The 20,874-nt window shown below is 58.4% G+C and carries 19 protein-coding genes; 8 read left to right on the top strand and 11 right to left on the bottom strand.

The window, feature by feature from the left end; all coding sequences use genetic code 11:
• Window positions 1-6: 6 nt before the first annotated feature.
• Window positions 7-603 carry an NAD(P)H:quinone oxidoreductase gene (wrbA, locus tag AC4OVS_RS14420; protein ID WP_022647675.1) on the bottom strand — a complete coding sequence of 199 codons (597 nt, stop codon included), beginning with the start codon at window positions 601-603 and terminating at the stop codon, window positions 7-9.
• Between the two features lie 391 nt (window positions 604-994).
• Between wrbA and AC4OVS_RS14415 the strand changes: the two genes are divergently transcribed.
• Together AC4OVS_RS14415 and AC4OVS_RS14410 are read left to right on the top strand one after the other, a co-directional pair.
• The gene (locus AC4OVS_RS14415; RefSeq protein WP_001273664.1) at window positions 995-1,165 is read left to right on the top strand and encodes a con-10 family general stress protein; all 171 of its coding nucleotides are present in this window, start codon (window positions 995-997) and stop codon (window positions 1,163-1,165) included.
• A gap of 116 nt (window positions 1,166-1,281) precedes the next feature.
• Entirely contained in the window at window positions 1,282-2,202 is a 921-nt protein-coding gene (locus AC4OVS_RS14410; RefSeq protein ID WP_491922520.1) for a DMT family transporter, read from the top strand.
• Between the two features lie 102 nt (window positions 2,203-2,304).
• Here AC4OVS_RS14410 and rutG read toward each other — a convergent pair whose 3' ends face one another.
• Genes rutG through rutA form a run of 7 tightly spaced genes read right to left on the bottom strand, consistent with a single transcriptional unit; the run spans window position 2,305 to window position 7,733 of the window.
• Window positions 2,305-3,621, bottom strand: coding sequence for a pyrimidine utilization transport protein G (gene rutG / locus AC4OVS_RS14405; RefSeq protein WP_108367757.1), 1,317 nt, complete (start codon window positions 3,619-3,621; stop codon window positions 2,305-2,307).
• A gap of 21 nt (window positions 3,622-3,642) precedes the next feature.
• On the bottom strand, window positions 3,643-4,137 hold the full coding sequence (gene rutF, locus AC4OVS_RS14400) for an NADH-dependent FMN reductase RutF (protein WP_023299762.1): 495 nt from the start codon (window positions 4,135-4,137) through the stop codon (window positions 3,643-3,645).
• 9 nt (window positions 4,138-4,146) lie between these two features.
• Window positions 4,147-4,737 carry a malonic semialdehyde reductase gene (locus tag AC4OVS_RS14395; protein WP_022647679.1) on the bottom strand — a complete coding sequence of 197 codons (591 nt, stop codon included), beginning with the start codon at window positions 4,735-4,737 and terminating at the stop codon, window positions 4,147-4,149.
• 9 nt (window positions 4,738-4,746) lie between these two features.
• Entirely contained in the window at window positions 4,747-5,547 is an 801-nt protein-coding gene (gene rutD, locus AC4OVS_RS14390) for a pyrimidine utilization protein D (protein ID WP_022647680.1), read from the bottom strand.
• A gap of 7 nt (window positions 5,548-5,554) precedes the next feature.
• Complete coding sequence (gene rutC / locus AC4OVS_RS14385) at window positions 5,555-5,941, bottom strand: pyrimidine utilization protein C (RefSeq protein ID WP_015570870.1); 387 nt, start codon at window positions 5,939-5,941, stop codon at window positions 5,555-5,557.
• Window positions 5,942-5,952: 11 nt separating this feature from the next.
• Entirely contained in the window at window positions 5,953-6,642 is a 690-nt protein-coding gene (gene rutB, locus AC4OVS_RS14380) for a pyrimidine utilization protein B (protein ID WP_023299764.1), read from the bottom strand.
• A complete protein-coding gene (gene rutA / locus AC4OVS_RS14375) occupies window positions 6,642-7,733 on the bottom strand; it encodes a pyrimidine utilization protein A (RefSeq protein ID WP_023305836.1) in 1,092 nt (363 codons plus the stop codon). The genes rutB and rutA overlap by 1 nt, the downstream gene beginning before the upstream one ends.
• Window positions 7,734-7,978: 245 nt before the next feature.
• Here rutA and rutR point away from each other — a divergent pair, with 245 nt between their 5' ends.
• Window positions 7,979-8,617: an HTH-type transcriptional regulator RutR gene (rutR, locus tag AC4OVS_RS14370; protein ID WP_022647683.1), complete on the top strand. Its 639-nt coding sequence runs from the start codon at window positions 7,979-7,981 to the stop codon at window positions 8,615-8,617.
• A gap of 491 nt (window positions 8,618-9,108) precedes the next feature.
• Here the strand turns inward: rutR and AC4OVS_RS14365 are convergent, their stop codons facing one another.
• Both AC4OVS_RS14365 and putA read right to left on the bottom strand, forming a co-directional pair.
• Entirely contained in the window at window positions 9,109-9,501 is a 393-nt protein-coding gene (locus AC4OVS_RS14365) for a lysozyme inhibitor LprI family protein (protein WP_069596430.1), read from the bottom strand.
• A gap of 101 nt (window positions 9,502-9,602) precedes the next feature.
• Window positions 9,603-13,565 carry a trifunctional transcriptional regulator/proline dehydrogenase/L-glutamate gamma-semialdehyde dehydrogenase gene (gene putA / locus AC4OVS_RS14360; protein WP_023299767.1) on the bottom strand — a complete coding sequence of 1,321 codons (3,963 nt, stop codon included), beginning with the start codon at window positions 13,563-13,565 and terminating at the stop codon, window positions 9,603-9,605.
• 422 nt (window positions 13,566-13,987) lie between these two features.
• Between putA and putP the strand changes: the two genes are divergently transcribed.
• Window positions 13,988-15,496, top strand: a complete 1,509-nt coding sequence (putP, locus tag AC4OVS_RS14355) for a sodium/proline symporter PutP (protein WP_022647686.1) — start codon at window positions 13,988-13,990, stop codon at window positions 15,494-15,496.
• A 72-nt stretch (window positions 15,497-15,568) separates the two neighbouring features.
• Window positions 15,569-15,988 carry a DUF3574 domain-containing protein gene (locus AC4OVS_RS14350; protein WP_023305840.1) on the top strand — a complete coding sequence of 140 codons (420 nt, stop codon included), beginning with the start codon at window positions 15,569-15,571 and terminating at the stop codon, window positions 15,986-15,988.
• Window positions 15,989-16,058: 70 nt separating this feature from the next.
• Here AC4OVS_RS14350 and AC4OVS_RS14345 read toward each other — a convergent pair whose 3' ends face one another.
• Window positions 16,059-17,243, bottom strand: coding sequence for a NupC/NupG family nucleoside CNT transporter (locus tag AC4OVS_RS14345; protein ID WP_491922519.1), 1,185 nt, complete (start codon window positions 17,241-17,243; stop codon window positions 16,059-16,061).
• 251 nt (window positions 17,244-17,494) lie between these two features.
• Here AC4OVS_RS14345 and efeU point away from each other — a divergent pair, with 251 nt between their 5' ends.
• From efeU to efeB, 3 genes are read left to right on the top strand one after another with little or no spacing between them, the layout of a single operon-like run.
• Window positions 17,495-18,328 (top strand): iron uptake transporter permease EfeU, encoded by an 834-nt coding sequence (efeU, locus tag AC4OVS_RS14340; protein ID WP_032624499.1) that lies wholly within the window; start codon window positions 17,495-17,497, stop codon window positions 18,326-18,328.
• 41 nt (window positions 18,329-18,369) lie between these two features.
• Entirely contained in the window at window positions 18,370-19,497 is a 1,128-nt protein-coding gene (gene efeO / locus AC4OVS_RS14335) for an iron uptake system protein EfeO (protein WP_022647690.1), read from the top strand.
• Between the two features lie 3 nt (window positions 19,498-19,500).
• Complete coding sequence (gene efeB / locus AC4OVS_RS14330; protein ID WP_023305843.1) at window positions 19,501-20,784, top strand: iron uptake transporter deferrochelatase/peroxidase subunit; 1,284 nt, start codon at window positions 19,501-19,503, stop codon at window positions 20,782-20,784.
• The last annotated feature ends 90 nt before the right edge of the window (window positions 20,785-20,874 follow it).

Genomic DNA, 20,874 nt, shown 5'->3' with positions numbered 1-20,874 from the left:
GTTGGGTTAGCCGTTCAGTTTTTTGGCAAGACCCGCGACGTATTCACCCTGATAGCGGGCGATCGAAAGTTCTTCATTGCTTGGCTGACGTGAACCATCCCCACCGGCAATGGTTGTCGCGCCATACGGTGTCCCGCCACGAACCTGGGAAACATCGAACAGTTCCTGCGCGCCGTAGCCAATCGGCACAATCACCATCCCATGATGTGCAAGGGTAGTCCAGGTTGAGGTGATCGTCTGCTCCTGGCCGCCGCCTGTGCCGGTAGAGCTGAACACGCTGGCCAGCTTGCCGTATAACGCGCCGGAGGCCCAGAGCCCGCCCGTCTGGTCGAGGAAGGTGCGCATCTGGCCGGACATATTGCCGAAGCGGGTCGGGGTGCCGAAGATAATGGCATCATAGTCCGCGAGCTCCTGCGGGGTGGCGACCTGGGCGTTTTGTGTTTTTCCCCCGGCTTTGGCGAAGGCTTCCGCCTGCATGGTTTCCGGTACGCGTTTAACCACAACCTCAACGCCGTCTACTCTGTTTGCGCCTTCTGCAACTGCGTGAGCCATGGTTTCAATGTGTCCATACATGGAATAATAGAGCACCAGAACTTTTGCCATTTTGCATCACTCCTCGTTGGTTTTTCTTACAGCGGATCGCTGCGTTACTTTAAAGATATGACATCACGGCCAGACTGCAAAAATGAACGGCATTTATTTGATATATAACAATATCTTTTCGTTACGTGCTTTGTAGCAAAATGAAACAACTTTAGCAGCGCTGTTTTTTCAAAATATAAGAATGGCTTATGGATAACCTCCTCAATATTTCATACGAAAGGCTGAGATCATGTTGCAGAATATTACCTCTCGCTTGCCGGATAGCCGCATTACACTAAGCTTAGTTTCACGCGGCACAGATAAAGGCACTGTCCTTGAGCCGCGAGGTGAAAGAATCCTCTTTTACTGAATGCAATATGATGTCTAATGTTTCACACTCTGGAGGTTAGAGATGGCAAACCATCGTGGTGGTTCAGGTAATTTCGCTGAAGACCGTGAAAGAGCATCAGAAGCAGGTCGTAAAGGTGGCCAGTCTAGCGGGGGCAATTTTAAAAACGACCCTCAGCGCGCATCAGAGGCTGGCAAAAAAGGGGGTAAAAATAGCCACGGCAGCAACAAGTAGTACGCCGGGTTAACTCTCTGCCGCCGGGTTTCCCGGCGGTTTTTTTATGTCTGCTACATTGAACTGTAATCAAAGGCATCGCACACTACAGGATTGATTCTTCGTGCTGGTGTCCCATGTCCGTTTCCCGTTTTACTTTCTCCATTAAGCCTCAGGAAGCCATCCTGATTTTGATCACCATGTTCTGGGGCGGAACCTTTCTTGCCGTTCAGTACGCGGTCACGATGAGCGATCCGTTTTTCTTTGTAGGGCTGCGTTTTGCAACCGCGGCGGTTGCCGTGGCGCTTATTTCGCTGAAAACCCTGCGCGGGTTGACCCTGAGAGAGCTTAAAGCGGGTGTCGCTATTGGCGTGGCGATTGCCATGGGCTATAGCCTGCAGACGTGGGGGCTCCAGTCTATCTCCAGCAGTAAATCCGCCTTCATCACCGCCATGTACGTACCGCTGGTGCCGCTGTTGCAGTGGCTGTGCCTGGGCAGAATACCGGGCCTGATGTCGTGCATTGGTATCATGCTGGCGTTCATCGGCCTCATTTTATTAGCCGGGCCGGGAAATAATCTGCTGGCGCTGGGGCCGGGAGAGATCATCACGCTGGTGGGGGCCGTTGCCATTGCGGCAGAAATTATTTTGATTAGCGCCTGGGCAGGAAAAGTGGACGTCAAGCGGGTGACGGTCGTGCAGCTTGCCACCGCGTCGCTGGTGGCGTTCGCGACGATGGTGCCGGCAGGGGAGTCCCTCCCGCCGATGTCTACCGGGCTTATCGTCGTGGCGCTGGGGCTGGGCATTTTTAGCGCTATTATTCAGGTCACCATGAACTGGGCGCAGCGCAGCGTATCTCCGACACGGGCGACGGTCATCTATACCGGTGAACCGGTGTGGGCGGGTATTTTCGGGCGAATCGCCGGGGAGCGTCTGCCGCTGCTGGCGCTGGTGGGCGCGGCGTTTATTGTCGCCGGGGTGCTGGTGAGCGAGTTAAAGTTAAAAAAACGACGTAAGGCGACTGCCGGGTTCGGCACTGAACAAGGGGCAGATAGCTAACAACGCGCACGCTGCCCGTTTTGCCCGGCGGCGCTTCGCTTGCACGGGCCTACAATTGGCATGTAGGCCGGGTAAGCGTAGCGTCACCCGGCTATTTCAGGTTCAGGGGGTGATGGCTTCCGCTTGCGCTTCATCCCCTTTGCGGCGGCTAAGCAGGGCGTTGAGCAGGATCGCGCCGAAGGTCGCCGTGCCAATCCCGCCCACCGTAAACCCGCCCAGCGTCAGGGCGAAGTCGCCTGCGCCCAGCACCAGCGTGACCGCCACCATGATCAGGTTACCGTTCTGGCTCAGATCAACATGATTCTGCACCCAGATGCGTGCCCCCGCGACGGCAATCAGACCAAATACAACAATCGAGGCGCCGCCAATCACGGGTGCCGGGATGGTGTGGATCAATGCGCCGAATTTTGGGGAAAAGCCGAGCAGTATCGCCATCACCGCCGCCGCCACGAAGACCAGCGTCGAGTAGACTTTGGTCACTGCCATCACGCCGATGTTTTCCGCGTAGGTCGTCACGCCGCTGCCGCCGACCGAGCCGGAGAGCATGGTCGCCAGACCGTCTCCCACAAATGCCCGCCCCATATACGGGTCCATATTGCGCCCGGTCATTCCCGCTACGGCTTTCAGGTGGCCCAGGTTTTCAGCCACCAGAATCACCGCGACAGGCGCGATGAGCATCATCGCCTGAGCGTTAAAGGTGGGTGAGGTCACCTGCGGCATGCCGAACCAGGCGGCCTGGTGAATCAGTGTGAAATCAACCGGCTTGCCGAGACCAAACACGTTCGCCAGCAGCGCGTAGATCAGACAGGCCGCAATCAGCCCGACCAGGATCAGCAGCCGCTGGATCATCCCGCGCGTAAAGACCGCCACCACGCCGATGCACAGCACCGTAATCACCGCCATCCAGCTTTCAAACGGCGAGCCGGATACGCTCTTCACCGCAATCGGCGCGAGGTTCAGGCCTATCGCCATCACCACCGCCCCGGTGACGACGGGGGGCATCATCCGCTCGATCCAGCGCGTGCCGACTTTCATCACCACCAGACCGGTCAGGGTGTAGACCAGCCCACAGGCGATAATGCCGCCGAGGGCCACGCTCAGGTTGGGGTTAATGCCCTGACCGTTAAACCCGGTCGCTGCAATAACGACTCCCACAAAGGCGGCGCTGGAGCCCAGATAGCTGGGCACGCGCCCGCCGGTGACAAAAAAGAACAGCAGGGTACCCATACCCGACATCAAAATGGCGAGGTTAGGATCCAGCCCCATCAGCATGGGCATCAGCACCGTCGCACCAAACATCGCGACCGCATGCTGCACGCCCATCACCATTGTCTGCCCGAGCGGGAGCCTTTCATCCGGCGCGACCACGCCTGCTTCTGTAGAGGTCGATTTCAACTGCCAGTGAGGAAGTCCGAACATGTTCTGTCTCCTGAATGCGGATTAACAGGCGGGTCGCATAAGTGCGTGATAGCCGCGGTCGAACCACACCAGCCCTTGCGGTGCCGGGTGGCGAACGATGGATACGATGTCGCAAAACAGAATGTCGTGGGTGCCGACGCTAACCACCTGGCTGATGCGGCAGTCGAACGAGGCCAGGGCATTTTCCAGACGTGGACAGCCCGTGTCGCCTGTCTGCCAGCGGGCAGCGGCAAAGCGTTCCGCCATCGGCGTTTTACCGCCAAACAGGTTGGATAATGGCTCCTGTCCGGCACTCAGCGTGTTAACGCACAGGGTGCGGTTCTCGCTGAAAATCGGCCAGACGGACGCGCCACGGTTGAGGCAAACCAGCAGAGTGGGCGGGGAATCGGTCACGCTGCATACCGCGCTGGCGGTAAAGCCCGCCATTCCCGCAGGGCCGTCGGTGGTGATGATATTGACCGCCGCACCGACGCAGGCCATGGCATCACGGAAGGTTTGTTGATCGGGTGTCGTCATGATGGCTCCTTACGCCAGCCCGCAGGCGTCTTCGAAGGTCAGACGCGGTAAGCGCCCATAGACTTTGCTCATATCGCCATAACCGATGTTAATCAGCAGATTGCTTTTAAGCAGCGTGCCCGTGAAAAAGGCCGCGTCCACTTTTTCCCGGTCAAAGCCGGACATCGGCCCGGTGTCGAGCCCGAGCGCGCGGCAGGCGAAGATCAGGTACGCGGCCTGCATCGAACTGTTGCGAAAGGCGGTCTCTTCCGCCAGTGCGGGGCTGGAGGTAAACCAGCTTCTGGCATCGCCGTGCGGGAATAGTACAGGCAGGCGCTCATAAAACTCGCTGTCCCAGGCGACAATTGCCGTGACCGGGGCGGTGAGCGTTTTCTCAAGGTTGCCGCTGGAGAGCGCCGGGCGCAGCTTCTCTTTTCCTTCCGGGCTTCGCACAAAGACAATGCGCGCCGGGGAGCAGTTGGCGGACGTCGGCCCCCATTTCATCAGGTCATAAATCTCGCGCAGCGTCTCGTCACTGACCGGTATATCCAGCCAGCCGTTATGGGTACGTGCGCCGGTAAACAGCGTTTCCAGCGCGGCGGGCGTGATGGCTTCGCTCATTCAGGCTCCTTACAAAGCGGGTTCAGGGCTGTGCAGCAGGCTGGCAAGCCCGTTCAGCAGCAGCGTGTTAAAGATGTCCGGCGCGGTCACGTTGCAGGCATGCCCGCCCTGGCGCATGACCGTTTTGCGGGCGTGCGGGAGGGCGGCGTGCAGTTCCGCGGAGCAGACGGACGGCACCAGCAGATCGTCGGTGGAACAAATAATCTGCACGGGGCAGCGAACGCGTGCAGCGTGGCGGCTGAAATCGGCCTGTTTCAGCGCATGCAGCCTGCGCAGCAGATTGGCTTTGCCCTGGAAATGGGCCAGCGCCAGCGCTTCCTCGGCCTCCAGCCGCGGAGCGCGGGCAGCCATCCAGTCTGCCGGGTAAAGAAACAGCGGCTGTGCCTCTACCCACGCCTGAGCCCCGCCCGCATGCAGCAGACGTTCGCGAACGTCAAAACAGCGTCGGGTATGGGCATTGAGGGTCAGCCAGCCGTTGACACAAACCAGCGCGGTGAGGGCGTCAGGCTTATCGATAGCCAGCCGCAGGCCGACCAGCGCCCCCAGCGCGTGGCCGACCACGCAGTAACGGGCGATCCCGGCCCCGGCTAACGCCAGTGCGAGCTCGTCGGCCATGTGTGCGAGGGTGTAGTCTTCCGGCAGGGTATCCGGGTTATTCCCCGTGCCCCGCTGGTCGTAGCACACCACCTGATACTCCTGCCCCAGCACGGCGAGCTGAGGCAGCCAGTAGCTGCCGCTGCCGCCGAGCCCGGCAATCAGCACCACCACGGGCGCGCCCGCAAAGGGGGGCGGGGAAATGGACAGTTTCATGGCGGCCTCACTTCGCGATGTGCGCAACGGTGGCAATTTCAACCAGCGCTTCAGGCTTTACCAGCCCGCACTGGATGCAAAATCGCGCCGGTTTATCGCCGGGGAAAAACTCCGCGTAGATCTCGTTAATCGCGGCGTAGTTTTTCCAGTCGGTGATAAAGATGCTGTTGAAGGTCACGTCCTCCATCGTGCCACCCGCCGTTTCGATCACGGTTTTGATCGTCTCCAGCACGTGGCGGGTTTGCGCCTTTGGGTCATCGATAAACACCACGTTGTTGTCTTTATCAAACGGCAGCGTGCCTGAGACATACACCACGCCGTCGGCGAGGGTTCCGGGGACAAACGGGGCTATCGGGGTGCTGGTGCCCGGCGGAATAATCACGGATTTCGGCATAGCGGTTCTCCTCAGGCGATGCGGGCGAGCGGGGGATCCAGCGCGTCGCAGAAATCGGCGACGTTACTGACCCAGCCAAAAAAGGTTTCGATATTGAACAGGGCGGCTTTCTGGGCAAAATCCGGCCCGGCCTGATGGGTAGCGTCTTCCAGCACCACGCCAAAATACTCGAGGAAGAAGCCGTCGCGCAGGGTGGACTCCACGCAGACGTTGGTGGCAATGCCCGTAAAGACCAGATGACGAATGCCCCGGCTGCGCAGCAGGCTGTCGAGCGGGGTATTGAAAAAGCCGCTGTAGCGCGGTTTCGGTAGTACGATATCGCCAGCTTCCGGTACCAGCTCATCCACCAGCTGATAATCCCAGCCGCCTTTCGCCAGCAGCGTGCCCTGGAGTTCAGGCCGTTGGCGCATGGTTTTCAGGGCGTTGGATTTGTGAAAGTTGGGTGAGCCGGGACCGCCAGCTTCGACGTACTGGTCGTCCCAGCCATTCTGGAACCAGACGATCAGCATGCCCGCAGCACGCGCGGCGCTCACGGCGGTTTTGATATTCTCAATCACCGGCTGCGTGGCCGAGACGTCGAACCCGGCCAGATCCAGATACCCGCCTTTACTGGCATAGGCGTTTTGCATATCCACCACGATCAGCGCGCTCTGCTGCGCGTCAAAGGTGATGGCCTCCGGGCGAGCGTTGAGGGTCGTCATTACGCCACCTCCTTCGTCACGGCAGGGATGTGGGCGCGGCACTGCATCAGCGGCTGAATACGCTCGCCGAAGGTTTCCACGCCGGTGAGAAAATCATCGAAGGTCAGCAGCACGCCTTCGGCGCCGGGCACGGCAGCCACTTCGTCGAGCATTCTGGCGACGCTGGCATACGAGCCAACCAGGGTGCCCATGTTGATATTGACGGCAGACGTCGGGTCGGCCATCTGGCGAACGTTGGTGTCCGCGCCGGAGCGGGTATCCTTCTGGCTCTGCTCGGTCAGCCAGCTCAGGGCTTCCTCGTCGGCGCCGTCCTTGTATCGTTCCCATTTGGCGCGCGCGGCGTCGTCGGTTTCGTCGGCAATCACCATAAACAGCACGTAGGAGCCCACGTCGCGCCCGATTTTGTCGGCGGCCGCTTTCATGCGTGCCGCGGTGGGCGCGAAGGCGGCAGGGGTGTTAACGCCTTTGCCGAAGCAGAAGTTGAAGTCGGCGTATTTGGCGGAGAATTCCATCCCCGCGTCGCTCTGCCCGGCGCAAATCACCTTCATCGGCACCGACGGCTGGGGGCTGACGCGGCAGTCGTTCATGGTGAAGAAGTCGCCTTTGAAATCGCTTTTGCCGGTGCCCCACAGATCGCGCAGCACCTGCACGTATTCAGTCAGGTAGTCGTAGCGACGGGAGAAGTAATCGTCCCCCGGCCAGATCCCCATCTGCTCGTACTCCGGCTTTTGCCAGCCGGTGACCAGGTTGACGCCAAAGCGCCCGCCGGAGATGGAGTCGATGGTGGAGGCCATCCGCGCCACGATTGCCGGGGGAAGGGTAAGGGTGGCGGCGGTGGCGTAAATCTGGATGCGCGAGGTTACCGCCGCCAGGCCCGCCATCAGGGTAAAGGACTCCAGGTTGTGGTCCCAGAATTCGGTCTTACCGCCGAAACCGCGCAGCTTGATCATCGAGAGCGCAAAGTCGAAGTGGTAATGCTCCGCTTTCTGCACGATGGCTTTATTCAGCTCAAAGGTCGGCATGTATTGCGGGGCCGTGGTCGAGATAAGCCAGCCGTTGTTGCCGATCGGTACAAATACGCCAATTTTCATCACGAACCTCTCTTCATTACGTCGCAGGTGTCACGACGTTTTTGCAAAGGGAGTGCCAGTTTTGAAAAATACTTTGTTATTAGGATGTTAACCGGTGGTTGTTAAATTTAACAGCGAAAATGTGGACTAAGTGGTCAAAATCATTGCACAGAAAACAGGCACTCATGCGCGCTGAGGGTGCAGAAGGTCGTGGCGAGACGGGGGTTTTGCTATGCTGAGCGCAGGACAGAAAATGGAGAGCGAAAATGACACAAGGCGCAGTGAAAACACCCGGTAAACGTTCGCAGGCGGTGAGCGCCAAGAAACAGGCGATCCTCAGCGCCGCGCTGGAGACATTTTCGCAGTTTGGTATTCACGGTACACGCCTTGAGCAGGTGGCGGAGCAGGCCGGGGTGTCCAAGACCAATCTGCTCTACTACTACCCGTCGAAAGAGGCGCTATATGTGGCGGTGATGCAGCAGATCCTGGATATCTGGCTCGCACCGCTTAAAGCATTTCGCGAAGAGCTGGCCCCGCTGGTTGCGATAGAGGAGTACATACGCCTGAAGCTGGAGGTATCGCGTGATTATCCCCAGGCATCGAGGCTGTTTTGTCTGGAGATGTTACAGGGCGCGCCGCTGTTGCAGGCGGAGCTGACGGGAGATCTAAAGCAGCTGGTGGACGAAAAATCGGCCATTATTGCCGGATGGGTCGCCAGCGGAAAACTGGCGCCCGTCGATCCGCAGCATCTGATTTTCATGATTTGGGCCTCAACCCAGCACTACGCTGACTTCGCGGCCCAGGTCGAGGCGGTAACCGGTAAAACGCTCCAGGACGAGGCGTTTTTCCAGAGCACCCTGGAAAACGTGCAGCGGATGATTATCGAAGGGATCCGTGTGCGCTAATTTCCCTCACCCTAACCCTCTCCCTGTGGGCTGAGGGATCCCCAGTAATTTTTTTATGCAGAAGCAATAAAGTTGCTTTCTAAATGACTGAGGGCTGTCAGCGATGCCCTGGTCCGGCTGTAAATCGCTGAGGCGTTTGCCTTCCGGCCGGGGCGAGGCGCAGGGATGCGCCGAGAGGGCGGCTTTACAGGGACGTTGCCTCCGCCCGTACCCGATAAGCCGGAAGGAATAAGCCGAGGGCACCGCGAAGCGGCGATTTACCGCCGGGAGCCCGGGTCGCCAGGGTGGTGGCGACTGAGCCACCCTGGCACGTTCACCGGTCACGTCGTTACAGAGTAGCAAGGAACATAAAGTGAACGGAATGACCACCACCGCCGTATGTTCCCCTCACCCTAACCCTCTCCCCGGAGGGGCGAGGGGATTGCTCAGTGCTCGCATTAATTTGTGGGGAACCCTCAGCCCTGTGGGAGAGGGAATAGTTCAGTGCCGCGTCAGCCCGGCGGGAGGGGACAGCTTAAGTCGCCCTCTTCACACTGCATCAGCGTGGCCAGAAACGCTTCGCGCTCCACGGTTTTTTCCGCCAGACACTGGTTCACAATCATTGGCTGAACGCTCCCGCCTTCCGTACCCGAACCGATAAACGCACAGTCCGCGTCGCGCAGGCTGATCCACGCCTGCTGCGCCTTTTTCAGCAGATCGCGCTGAGGCGCAGCCGCACGTTTGATGGCGGCCTGATAGGTCTCGTTGAGCTTTTTATCGGCGGCCTGGTACTGCTGCGCGCTACAGGTGTTCAGTTCAAGCTGGGTGGTCGCTTTGTCGCACTCGTCGGCAAGCGCACTGGCGCTGAGCAGCAGTGCTGCGCCTGCGAGAAATACTCTTTTCATCATTCCCTCCGTGTAAAAAAGCCGGATGCGCTGCGCTTATCCGGCCTACGGTGATTTTGTAGCCCCGGTAAGCGTAGCGTCACCGGGGAAAGTTTACACGATTAACCGATTGTCATCAGGCTGGCGTTACCGCCTGCCGCCGCGGTGTTGACGCTGAGCGAGCGCTCCACGTACAGACGCTCCAGCAGCAGGTTGGTTTCCCCGCGCGCAAAGCCCTGCACGGAAACGATGGCACCGCTGCGGGCCGCAACCTGCTCACACAGTTCGCGCAGCTGGTCGGAATCACCGTGGTAGATCACCGCGTCAAACGGCTGGGTCAGCAGGGCATCGGCCTTCGCAAAGCGAATGCGAGCCGAGACCGCTTTTGGCAACTGTTTGGCGAGGTCGCGATGCAGCGCATCTTCCGGCCACAGCACCTCACAGCCCGTTGCTGTAGCGGCTGCCAGCTGCACCAGCGCATCCTGCTCGTCATCCGCCATGCACAGCACACGCTCGCGCGGCATCAGCGTCCAGGTGTTGCGCTCACCGGTTGGACCCGGCAGCAGGCGCTGGGTACCGGCCTGCGCCAGCTCGCCGTACTGCTGCGCAATTGCACGCAGTTCAGGGCGGTTTTCTGCCCACTTAATCAGCGCCTCCAGCGGCTGGGTCAGCACGGCTTTCACCTGCGCATCCACCGGATAGTCCGCGTCCTGACGCGCCAGCGTCACGCCCAGCGCATTTTCCGGACGGTTTGCCAGCAGGCGGTACAGATAGAGCGGACCGCCCGCTTTCGGGCCGGTGCCGGAGAGGCCTTCGCCGCCGAACGGCTGCACGCCCACGACTGCGCCGACCATATTACGGTTGACGTACAGGTTGCCGACTTTAGCATTGCCGGTCACCTGGGCAATGGTTTCGTCGATACGGGTATGCACGCCGAGCGTCAGGCCGTAACCCGAGGCGTTGATCTGATCGATCAGCTCGTTGAGGTTGTTACGGTTGTAGCGCACAACGTGCAGTACCGGGCCGAAGACCTCTTTTTTCAGCTCGTCGAAGCTTGCCAGCTCAATCAGCGTTGGCGGCACGAAGGTGCCGGTCTGCCACTCGCGGGCATCTTCACTGTTCTCACGCACCGCCTGGAACACCGGACGGCCTTTGGTACGCATGGTCTGAATGTGGTTTTCGATGTTGGCTTTGGCTTCCGCGTCGATCACCGGCCCGATATCGGTGGTGAGGCGGCCCGGGTTGCCCATGCGGCATTCCGCCATCGCACCGCGCAACATCTTCAGCGTGTGGTCAGCCACGTCATCCTGTAAGCACAGCACGCGCAGGGCGGAACAGCGTTGACCCGCGCTGTCGAAGGCAGAGGCCAGCACGTCAACGACGACCTGCTCAGTGAGCGCGGAGGAGTCCACGATCATGGCGTTCATGCCGCCGGTTTCAGCGATCAGCGGCGTTGGACGGCCCTGCGCATCCAGACGGGTGGCGATGTTGCGTTGCAGCAGGGAGGCTACTTCGGTCGAACCGGTAAACATCACGCCGCGCACGCGGTTATCGGAGGTCAGTTTGGCACCCACCGTTTCACCGCGCCCCGGCAACAGCTGCACCACGCCCGCCGGTACGCCCGCTTCCAGCAGAATGTTGATGCCCTGAGCGGCAATCAGCGGAGTCTGCTCTGCCGGTTTTGCCAGCACGCTGTTGCCTGCGGCAAGGGCCGCGGCAATCTGGCCGGTGAAGATTGCCAGCGGGAAGTTCCACGGGCTGATACAGACCACCGGGCCGAGCGGACGGTGCGTTTCGTTGTCGAAATCATCACGCACCTGACCGGCGTAGTAGTGCAGGAAGTCGACCGCCTCACGCACTTCGGCGATGGCGTTGCTGAAGGTTTTACCCGCTTCACGCACCAGAATGCCGATAAGCTGCTGCATCTGATCTTCCATCAGCACCGCCGCGCGTTCCAGAATGGCGGCACGCTCCTGCGGCGGGGTGGCAAACCAGATTGGCGCGTTGTTCACCGCGCTCTCCAAAGCCTGATCCACTTCCGCTTCTGTGGCTTCGCGCACGTAGCCGACGATATCCTTCGGCTCTGCCGGGTTGATCACCGGCTGCATTTCACCGTCTTCAACGGACTGCTCAAGGATCGGTTTGGCCTGCCACTTCTGCAATGCGCTGTTAAGCAGGGCAGAAGAGAGCGACGCCAGACGGTGTTCGTTGGCGAGATCCAGACCCGCCGAGTTGACGCGGCCTGCACCATACAGCTCGCGCGGCAGGGCAATCTTCGGATGTGGAAGACCAATCTGGCCTTCCTGCGCCGCCATCTTCTCTACGGCCTGTACCGGATCGGCCACCAGTTCGTCCAGCGGCAGGGTGGTGTCGGCGATGCGGTTAACGAAGGAGGTGTTCGCCCCGTTCTCCAGCAGACGACGCACCAGGTAGGCCAGCAGGGTTTCGTGAGTACCTACCGGGGCATAAATACGGCACGGACGGTTCAGCTTGCCGTCGGCCACTTTACCGGTCACCTGCTCGTACAGCGGTTCACCCATGCCGTGCAGACACTGGAACTCGTACTGGCCCGGATAGTAGTTCTGACCCGCCAGGCTGTAGATCGCCGCCAGGGTGTGGGCGTTGTGGGTGGCGAACTGCGGATAAATCAGGTTCGGCACGCCGAGCAGTTTTTTCGCGCAGGCGAGGTAAGAGACGTCGGTGTAGACCTTGCGGGTATAGACCGGATAGCCTTCCAGTCCTTCCATCTGGGCGCGTTTGATTTCGCTGTCCCAGTAGGCACCCTTCACCAGACGGATCATCAGGCGGCGACGGCTGCGGCTGGCCAGGTCAATCAGGTAGTCAATGACGAACGGGCAGCGTTTCTGGTAGGCCTGGATAACGAAACCAATCCCGTTCCAGCCCGCCAGCTCCGGCTCGAAGCACAGTTTTTCCAGCAGATCGAGGGAGATCTCCAGACGATCCGCCTCTTCGGCGTCGATGTTGATGCCGATGTCATACTGGCGCGCCAGCAGGGTCAGGGACTTCAGGCGCGGGTAGAGTTCTTCCATCACCCGGTCGTACTGCGCGCGGCTGTAGCGCGGGTGCAGGGCGGAAAGCTTGATAGAGATGCCTGGCCCTTCATAAATACCGCGACCGTTGGACGCTTTACCGATGGCGTGGATCGCCTGCTGGTAAGAGACCATGTAGGCCTGCGCGTCGGCGGCGGTCAGCGCCGCTTCGCCCAGCATGTCGTAGGAGTAGCGGAAGCCTTTGTCTTCCAGCTTGCGGGCGTTCGCCAGCGCTTCGGCAATGGTTTCCCCGGTGACGAACTGCTCGCCCATCAGGCGCATCGCCATGTCCACGCCCTTGCGGATCAGCGGCTCGCCGCTCTTGCCGATAATACGGTTCAGGGAGCGCGACAGGTTGGCTTCGTTATGGGTGGAGACCAGCTTGCCAGTAAACAGCAGGCCCCAGGTGGCGGCGTTCACAAACAGGGACGGGCTGCGGCCAATGTGGGAGTGCCAGTTGCCGTTGCTGATTTTGTCGCGGATCAGGGCATCGCGGGTGGCTTTATCTGGGATACGCAGCAGCGCTTCCGCCAGACACATCAGCGCCACGCCTTCCTGCGAGGAGAGGGAGAACTCCTGCAACAGACCCTGCACCATACCGGCGCGTCCGCTGGCGGTTTTCTGATTACGCAGCTTGTCGGCGAGCTGATACGCCAGGCTGTGCGCCTGAGCGGCAACGGCTTCCGGCAGGCGCGCCTGCTCTAGCAGCATCGGCACGGCGTCGGTTTCGGCACGGCGATAGGCGCCGGTAATGGCGGCGCGGCTGACGGACTGCGGCAGGATCTGCTCGGCAAATTCCAGGAACGGCTGGTGGTTCTCATCAGCGGCCGTCGCGGCCTCTTCGCCTTCGTTCGCAGCGCCCGCCAGCAGTGCAGGCAGCTCCGGCAGACCTTCTTCACTCTCCAGTCTTTCCAGATAGTTAAAAATCGCCTGCTTGATTAACCAGTGCGGCGTGCGGTCGATACGGGTCGCAGCGGTTTTAATCCGTTCGCGGGTAGCGTCATCCAGCTTAACCCCCATGGTGGTCATCCCCATGCCAAAACTCCTGTTGTTCTGTAATAGCGTTCTGTTGATAGCGTGAAATATCCACCATGTTGCAACTTTGTGCAACCGTGTTAAATGTGACCTGGTCTGCAAGCTGGAAAATGAATGGATTGTTAACGATTAGTTAGCTGTGAAAAAGAACGCGCGGCGGTTTCTGAGCCCAGTTTTTATGCGGTGCTTAACACTTTTTAAAGGTGCAACCCATAAAAGCGTGAGCGAGTGCAACCTATAGGAAAGACGTATAAAACCAGGGATGAAATTCATGTAAATGCAGTGTTAAATCGTTTGTCAGTGGGATGCGTATACGGCAGGATAGCGCGCCCAACGGAAACACATACACACATCACTACGTTCCGGTGATGACATAACAAGGCAGCCCGGACGGCTGTCGCTCGACATTTTGGAGAATTTGAATGGCTATTAGCACACCGATGCTGGTGACATTTCTCGTTTATATTTTTGGCATGATCCTGATAGGGTTTTTGGCATGGCGTTCCACTAAAAACTTTGACGACTACATCCTCGGCGGGCGCAGCTTGGGCCCGATGGTCACCGCACTCTCAGCGGGCGCATCCGACATGAGCGGCTGGCTGCTGATGGGGCTGCCGGGCGCGATTTTCATCTCCGGTATCTCCGAAAGCTGGATCGCCATCGGCCTGACCGTTGGCGCGTGGATTAACTGGAAGCTGGTAGCAGGCCGTCTGCGTGTGCATACCGAAGCCAACAACAACGCCCTGACGCTGCCGGATTACTTCACCGGACGCTTTGAAGATAACAGCCGCATATTGCGTATTATCTCTGCGGTGGTGATCCTGCTGTTCTTCACCATCTACTGTGCCTCCGGCATTGTGGCGGGCGCGCGTCTGTTCGAAAGCACCTTCGGCATGAGCTATGAAACGGCGCTGTGGGCCGGTGCGGCCGCGACCATCCTCTATACCTTCGTGGGCGGATTCCTGGCGGTAAGCTGGACCGATACCGTGCAGGCGAGTCTGATGATTTTCGCCCTGATCCTGACCCCGATAATTGTGATTTTTACCGTCGGCGGCTTTGGTGAATCGCTGGAAGTGATCAAGCAGAAGAGCATCGAAAACGTCGATATGCTGAAAGGGCTGAACTTCGTGGCCATCGTCTCCCTGATGGGCTGGGGCCTGGGCTACTTCGGTCAGCCGCACATTCTGGCGCGCTTTATGGCGGCGGATTCTCACCACACCATCGTTCACGCGCGTCGCATCAGCATGACGTGGATGATCCTGTGTCTGGCGGGGGCGTGCGCGGTCGGTTTCTTCGGTATCGCCTACTTCAACAACAATCCGGCGCAGGCGGGCGCGGTGAACCAGAACGCCGAGCGCGTGTTCATCGAGCTGGCGCAGATCCTGTTCAACCCGTGGATTGCCGGTATCCTGCTCTCCGCGATCCTGGCGGCAGTCATGTCCACCCTGAGCTGTCAGCTGCTGGTGTGCTCCAGTGCCATCACCGAAGACCTCTACAAAGCGTTCCTGCGTAAGGGCGCGAGCCAGAAAGAGTTAGTGTGGGTAGGGCGTTTTATGGTGCTGCTGGTGGCGCTGGTGGCGATTGCGCTGGCGGCTAACCCGGAAAACCGCGTGCTGGGGCTGGTGAGCTACGCGTGGGCGGGCTTTGGCGCCGCATTTGGTCCGGTGGTGCTATTCTCCGTTCTGTGGTCACGCATGACCCGCAACGGCGCGCTGGCGGGGATGATCATCGGTGCGGTTACCGTTATCGTCTGGAAACAGTTCGCGTGGCTGGGCCTGTACGAAATTATCCCGGGTTTCATCTTCGGCAGCCTCGGTATTGTGGTGTTTAGCCTGCTGGGTAAAGCGCCGTCTGCATCTATGCAGAAGCGCTTTGCGGAAGCGGATGCGCATTACCACTCAGCGCCGCCGTCTAAGCTCCAGGCTGAGTAATTTCCTTCTCACCCTAACCCTCTCCCCGGTGGGGAGAGGGGATAGTCCTTTCACCTACGTGAGTCTTCATCAATGAGAATTAAAACAGGGCTAATGGTGGCAGCATTCGTGATGCTGGCGGGCTGTAACGCACCCGCGCAGCATGCGGCGGTGGAAACCTGCAAAGCAGAAAATCAGATGCAGCAAACCACGCTCTATTTCGGCTTAAACCGTCCTGCCGGGGCGCAAATTACAGGCAACGAATGGCAGCAGTTTGTCGACCAGGACGTGACGCCGCGCTTTCGCGATGGCTTAACGGTGTTTGATGCCCGCGGTCAGTGGCTGGGCAACGACGGAAAAGTGGCGCGTGAACCCAGCAAAGCGTTAATGCTCATCCATGGTAAAGACGCGCAGAGCGAGAAGAACATCGAAGCGTTGCGCGGGATCTATAAGTCTCGTTTCGCGCAGGAATCGGTAATGCGGGTCGACCAGCCGGTGTGCGTGCAGTTTTAATGAGAACGGCGGGAATTCCCGCCGCTGTTGTTTTGTAGGCCGGGTAAGCGAAGCGCCACCCGGCATTGCATCAGAGCACCAACCCCGCAAAGCTCGCCGACAGCAGGCTCACCAGCGTCGCACCGTATACCAGGCGCAGACCAAACCGCGACACCACGTTACCCTGTTGCTCGTTCAGGCCTTTTATTGCCCCCGCTACAATGCCAATCGAGGCGAAGTTAGCGAACGACACCAGGAACACGGACAAAATACCCAGACCGCGCGGGGACATTTGATGGGCTATTTTTTGCAGCTCGATCATCGCCACAAATTCATTCGCCACCAGTTTGGTTGCCATAATACTGCCCGCGCTTAAGGCATCGCTCAGCGGAATACCAATAAGCCACGCCAGCGGATAAAACACGTAACCCAGAATCTGCTGGAAGCTCAGGCCAAATACGCTGGAGAAGAGGGCATTAACGGCGCTAATAAGGGCGATAAAGCCAATCAGCATCGCCAGAATAATCATCGCCACCTTAAACCCGGCCAGAATATATTCGCCCAGCATTTCAAAGAAGCTCTGGGATTCATGCAGCTTTTCCAGTTTGATATCGGGTTCGGCTTCCGGGCGGGCCGGGTTAATGACCGAAAGGATAATAAAGGTGCTGAACATGTTCAGGATCAGTGCCGCGACGACAAATCTGGCGTCGAGCATGGTCATATAGGCACCGACAATCGACAGCGAAACCGTCGACATCGCCGTTGCAGCCATCGTAAACAGGCGGCGTGAGGAGAGATCGCCCAACACGCCCTTGTAGGCAATGAAGTTTTCAGACTGACCGAGTATCAGTGAGCTCACCGCGTTAAAGGATTCCAGCTTGCCCATGCCGTTCAGTTTTGACAGCAGCGTCCCGATAACCCGAATAAAGAGCGGCAGAATACGCCAGTGCTGCAGAATACCAATCAGCGCCGAGATAAAAATAATGGGGCAGAGCACGCCAAGGAAAATGAACGCCAGCCCTTTTTCACCCATCCCGCCAAAGACAAAATTCGTCCCTTCGGCAGCGAATTTAAGCAGTGATTCAAAGAAACCGGAGACATGTTTAATAATGAACAGGCCGCTTTCTGCATGCAGAAAAAAGAATGCCAGCGCGATTTCAATCACGATCAGCTGTAAAACGAAACGAATGCGAATTTTTCGGCGGTCGAAACTCACCAGCCAGGCAAGCGCAAGAATAATCACCAGCGCCAGCAGGAAATGGACAATTTTAAACATGGTTTATTTTCAGTTGGTTTTCGAGGCGGACATTTAGCCACAGCCCCGGTTAACCGTAAATGGGCATTTTCGTTATACCTTATAAACGCAACGGTTACTCAGGCAATTATTATTCCGCAATGCGTTTACATCTGGTCATCAAAACTCCACATATTTCGCTTGTTTTTCTTGTAGCCGTAATGATAATCACTATCACAAGAATTTACCTTTCTTTGCATCAGTTGACCGCGATAAACATTTAAGGTGTCTGCATGTTTGTTCCTTTTCTCATTATGTTACGTGAAGGCCTTGAAGCGGCCCTGATTGTTAGCCTTATCGCCAGTTATCTGAAGCGCACCCAGCGTGGACGCTGGATCGGCGTGATGTGGGTTGGCGTCTTCCTGGCCGCGGCGCTTTGCCTGGGGCTGGGTATTCTTATCAACGAAACCACCGGTGAATTTCCTCAGAAAGAGCAAGAGCTTTTTGAAGGCATTGTTGCCGTAATAGCGGTGGTGATCCTCACCTGGATGGTATTCTGGATGCGCAAGGTCTCCCGTAACGTGAAGGTACAGCTGGAGCAGGCGGTGGATAACGCCCTGCAAAAAGGCAACCAACACGGCTGGGCGCTGATCATGATGGTTTTTTTCGCCGTGGCGCGTGAAGGCCTGGAGTCAGTGTTCTTCCTGCTCGCGGCTTTTCAGCAGGACGTGGGCATCTGGCCGCCGCTGGGCGCGATGCTTGGGCTGGCCACGGCGGTTGTGCTTGGCTTCCTGCTCTACTGGGGCGGCATTCGTCTTAACCTGGGCGCGTTCTTCAAGTGGACCAGCCTGTTTATTTTGCTGGTGGCCGCGGGGCTGGCGGCAGGGGCGATCCGCGCCTTCCATGAAGCGGGCCTGTGGAACCACTTCCAGGACGTGGCGTTTGATCTTAGTAACGTTCTCTCCACCCACTCACTGACCGGCACGCTCCTTGAAGGTATCTTCGGTTATCAGGAAACGCCGAGCGTCAGCGAGGTGGCGATGTACTTTATCTATCTTATTCCGGCGCTGGTGCTGTTCTTCATGCCATCGCGCCCCAGCGCTCAGCCGTCGCGTACTGCGCCGTGAAGCGCTTTGTTTAGTTACAACATACTTTAAAGGGAAGAGACATGGCTATTCAATTCCGTCGTAGCGCGTTACAGGTTGGTGTGGCAGCGCTGTTCGCGTCTGCCTTCGCCGCTCAGGCAGCAGATATTCCGCAGGTAAAAGTCACCGTCAACGATAAACAGTGCGAGCCGATGACCATCACGGTTAACAGCGGTAAAACCCAGTTTATTATTCAGAACCACAGCCAGAAGGCGCTGGAGTGGGAGATCCTGAAAGGTGTGATGGTGGTAGAAGAGCGTGAAAATATCGCGCCTGGCTTCAGCCAGAAAATGACCGCTAATCTTCAGCCGGGGGAATATGACATGACCTGCGGCCTGCTGACTAACCCGAAAGGTAAGCTGATCGTCAAAGGCGCAGCGACGGCGGACGCGGCCAAAGGCACCGCGCTGCTGAGCCTCGGCGACGCCATTACCGCCTATAAAGCCTACGTCACCAAAGAGACGGCTGACCTGGTGGCAGGCACCAAAGCCTTTACCGACGCGGTGAAAGCGGGCGATATCGAAAAAGCGAAATCTCTGTATGCGCCTACACGTCAGCACTACGAGCGCATCGAGCCGATTGCCGAGCTGTTCTCTGACCTCGATGGCAGCATTGACGCCCGCGAAGATGACTACGAGCAGAAGGCCGCCGATCCGAAATTCACCGGCTTCCACCGCCTGGAAAAAGCCCTGTTTGGCGATAGCTCCACCAAAGGGATGGAGAAATACGCCGATCAGCTCAACAGCGACGTGCTGGAGCTGCAAAAACGCATCAGCGAGCTGGCCTTCCCGCCGTCGAAAGTGGTGGGTGGTGCTGCGGGTCTGATTGAAGAAGTGGCCGCGAGCAAAATCAGCGGCGAAGAAGATCGCTACAGCCACACCGACCTGTGGGACTTCCAGGCAAACGTCGACGGCGCACAGAAAATTGTCGATCTGCTGCGGCCTCAGCTGCAAAAAGAGAACGGCGAACTGCTGGCGAAAGTGGATGCCAACTTTAAGAAAGTTGACGCCATCCTGGCGAAATACCGTACCAAAGACGGGTTCGAAACCTACGACAAGCTGACCGATGCTGACCGTAACGCGCTGAAAGGCCCGATTACGACGCTGGCGGAAGATCTCTCCCTGCTGCGTGGCGTTCTGGGTCTGGACTAAGCGATGAATAAGCATGATGAGTACGACGTGGCGGAACCTTCCCGACGTCGGTTGTTAAAAGGGGTAGGGGCGCTGGGCGGCGCGTTTGCCCTGGCGGGCGGCTGTCCGGTGGCGCATGCGGCAAAACCACAAAGCGCCCCCGGCACGCTCTCCCCGGATGCGCGTATGGAAACGCAGCCATTTTATGGTGAGCACCAGGCAGGAATCCTGACGCCGCAGCAGGCCTCGATGATGCTGGTGGCTTTCGATTCGCTGGCGAGTGATAAGGCTGACCTTGAGCGTCTGTTCAGGCTGTTGACCACGCGCATTGCCTTCCTTACGGCGGGCGGTCCGGCACCGGAAACACCGAATCCGCGCCTGCCGCCGATGGATTCCGGGATCCTCGGGGCGTTTATCGCTCCCGATAATCTGACCATCACCGTGTCGGTGGGGGAATCGCTGTTTGATGATCGCTACGGTCTGGCGAAGCAGAAGCCGAAAGCGCTGCAAAAAATGACGCGATTCCCGAATGACTCTCTCGACGCGGCGCTGTGCCACGGCGATCTGCTGTTGCAGATCTGCGCCAATACCCAGGATACGGTGATCCACGCCCTGCGCGATATCATCAAGCACACCCCGGATCTGCTCAGCGTGCGCTGGAAGCGGGAAGGTTTTATCTCTGACCACGCCGCGCGCAGTAAAGGGAAAGAGACGCCAGTCAACCTGCTGGGCTTCAAAGACGGTACCGCCAACCCGGACAGCAGCAATACCGTGTTGATGAAAAACGTGGTCTGGGTGACGGCGGATCAGGGCGAACCGGCCTGGGCGGTGGGTGGCAGCTATCAGGCGGTGCGTATCATTCAGTTCCACGTGGAGTTCTGGGACCGCACGCCGCTGAAAGAGCAGCAGACGATCTTCGGCCGCGATAAGCAAACCGGCGCACCGCTCGGCATGAAGCACGAGCACGATGAACCCGACTACGCCCGCGATCCGAACGGAGATGTTATCGCGCTGGACAGCCATATTCGTCTCGCCAATCCTCGCACCAAAGAGACCCAGTCCAGCCTGATGATGCGCAGGGGCTACAGCTACTCGTTGGGGGTGACCAATTCCGGTCAGCTTGATATGGGACTGCTGTTTGTCTGCTATCAGCACGATCTGGAGAAAGGGTTCCTCACCGTGCAGAAGCGGCTCAACGGCGAAGCGCTGGAGGAGTACATCAAGCCCATCGGCGGCGGCTATTTCTTTGCCCTGCCCGGCGCGCGTGACGCGAAGACCTGGCTCGCTCAGGGTCTGATAGAAGCCTGATAATCGTCCCTGCGACAGTTCGCGGGGACATTATATTTCCATATGACTATCTTGTTGTTATATTTCTGTAATATTCATATATGAGACTGA

The sequence above is a fragment of the Enterobacter sp. 4974935 genome, assembly GCF_058661735.1.
The sequence above is the reverse complement of the archived record's forward strand: the minus strand, read 5'-3'. Positions and strand labels throughout refer to the sequence as shown.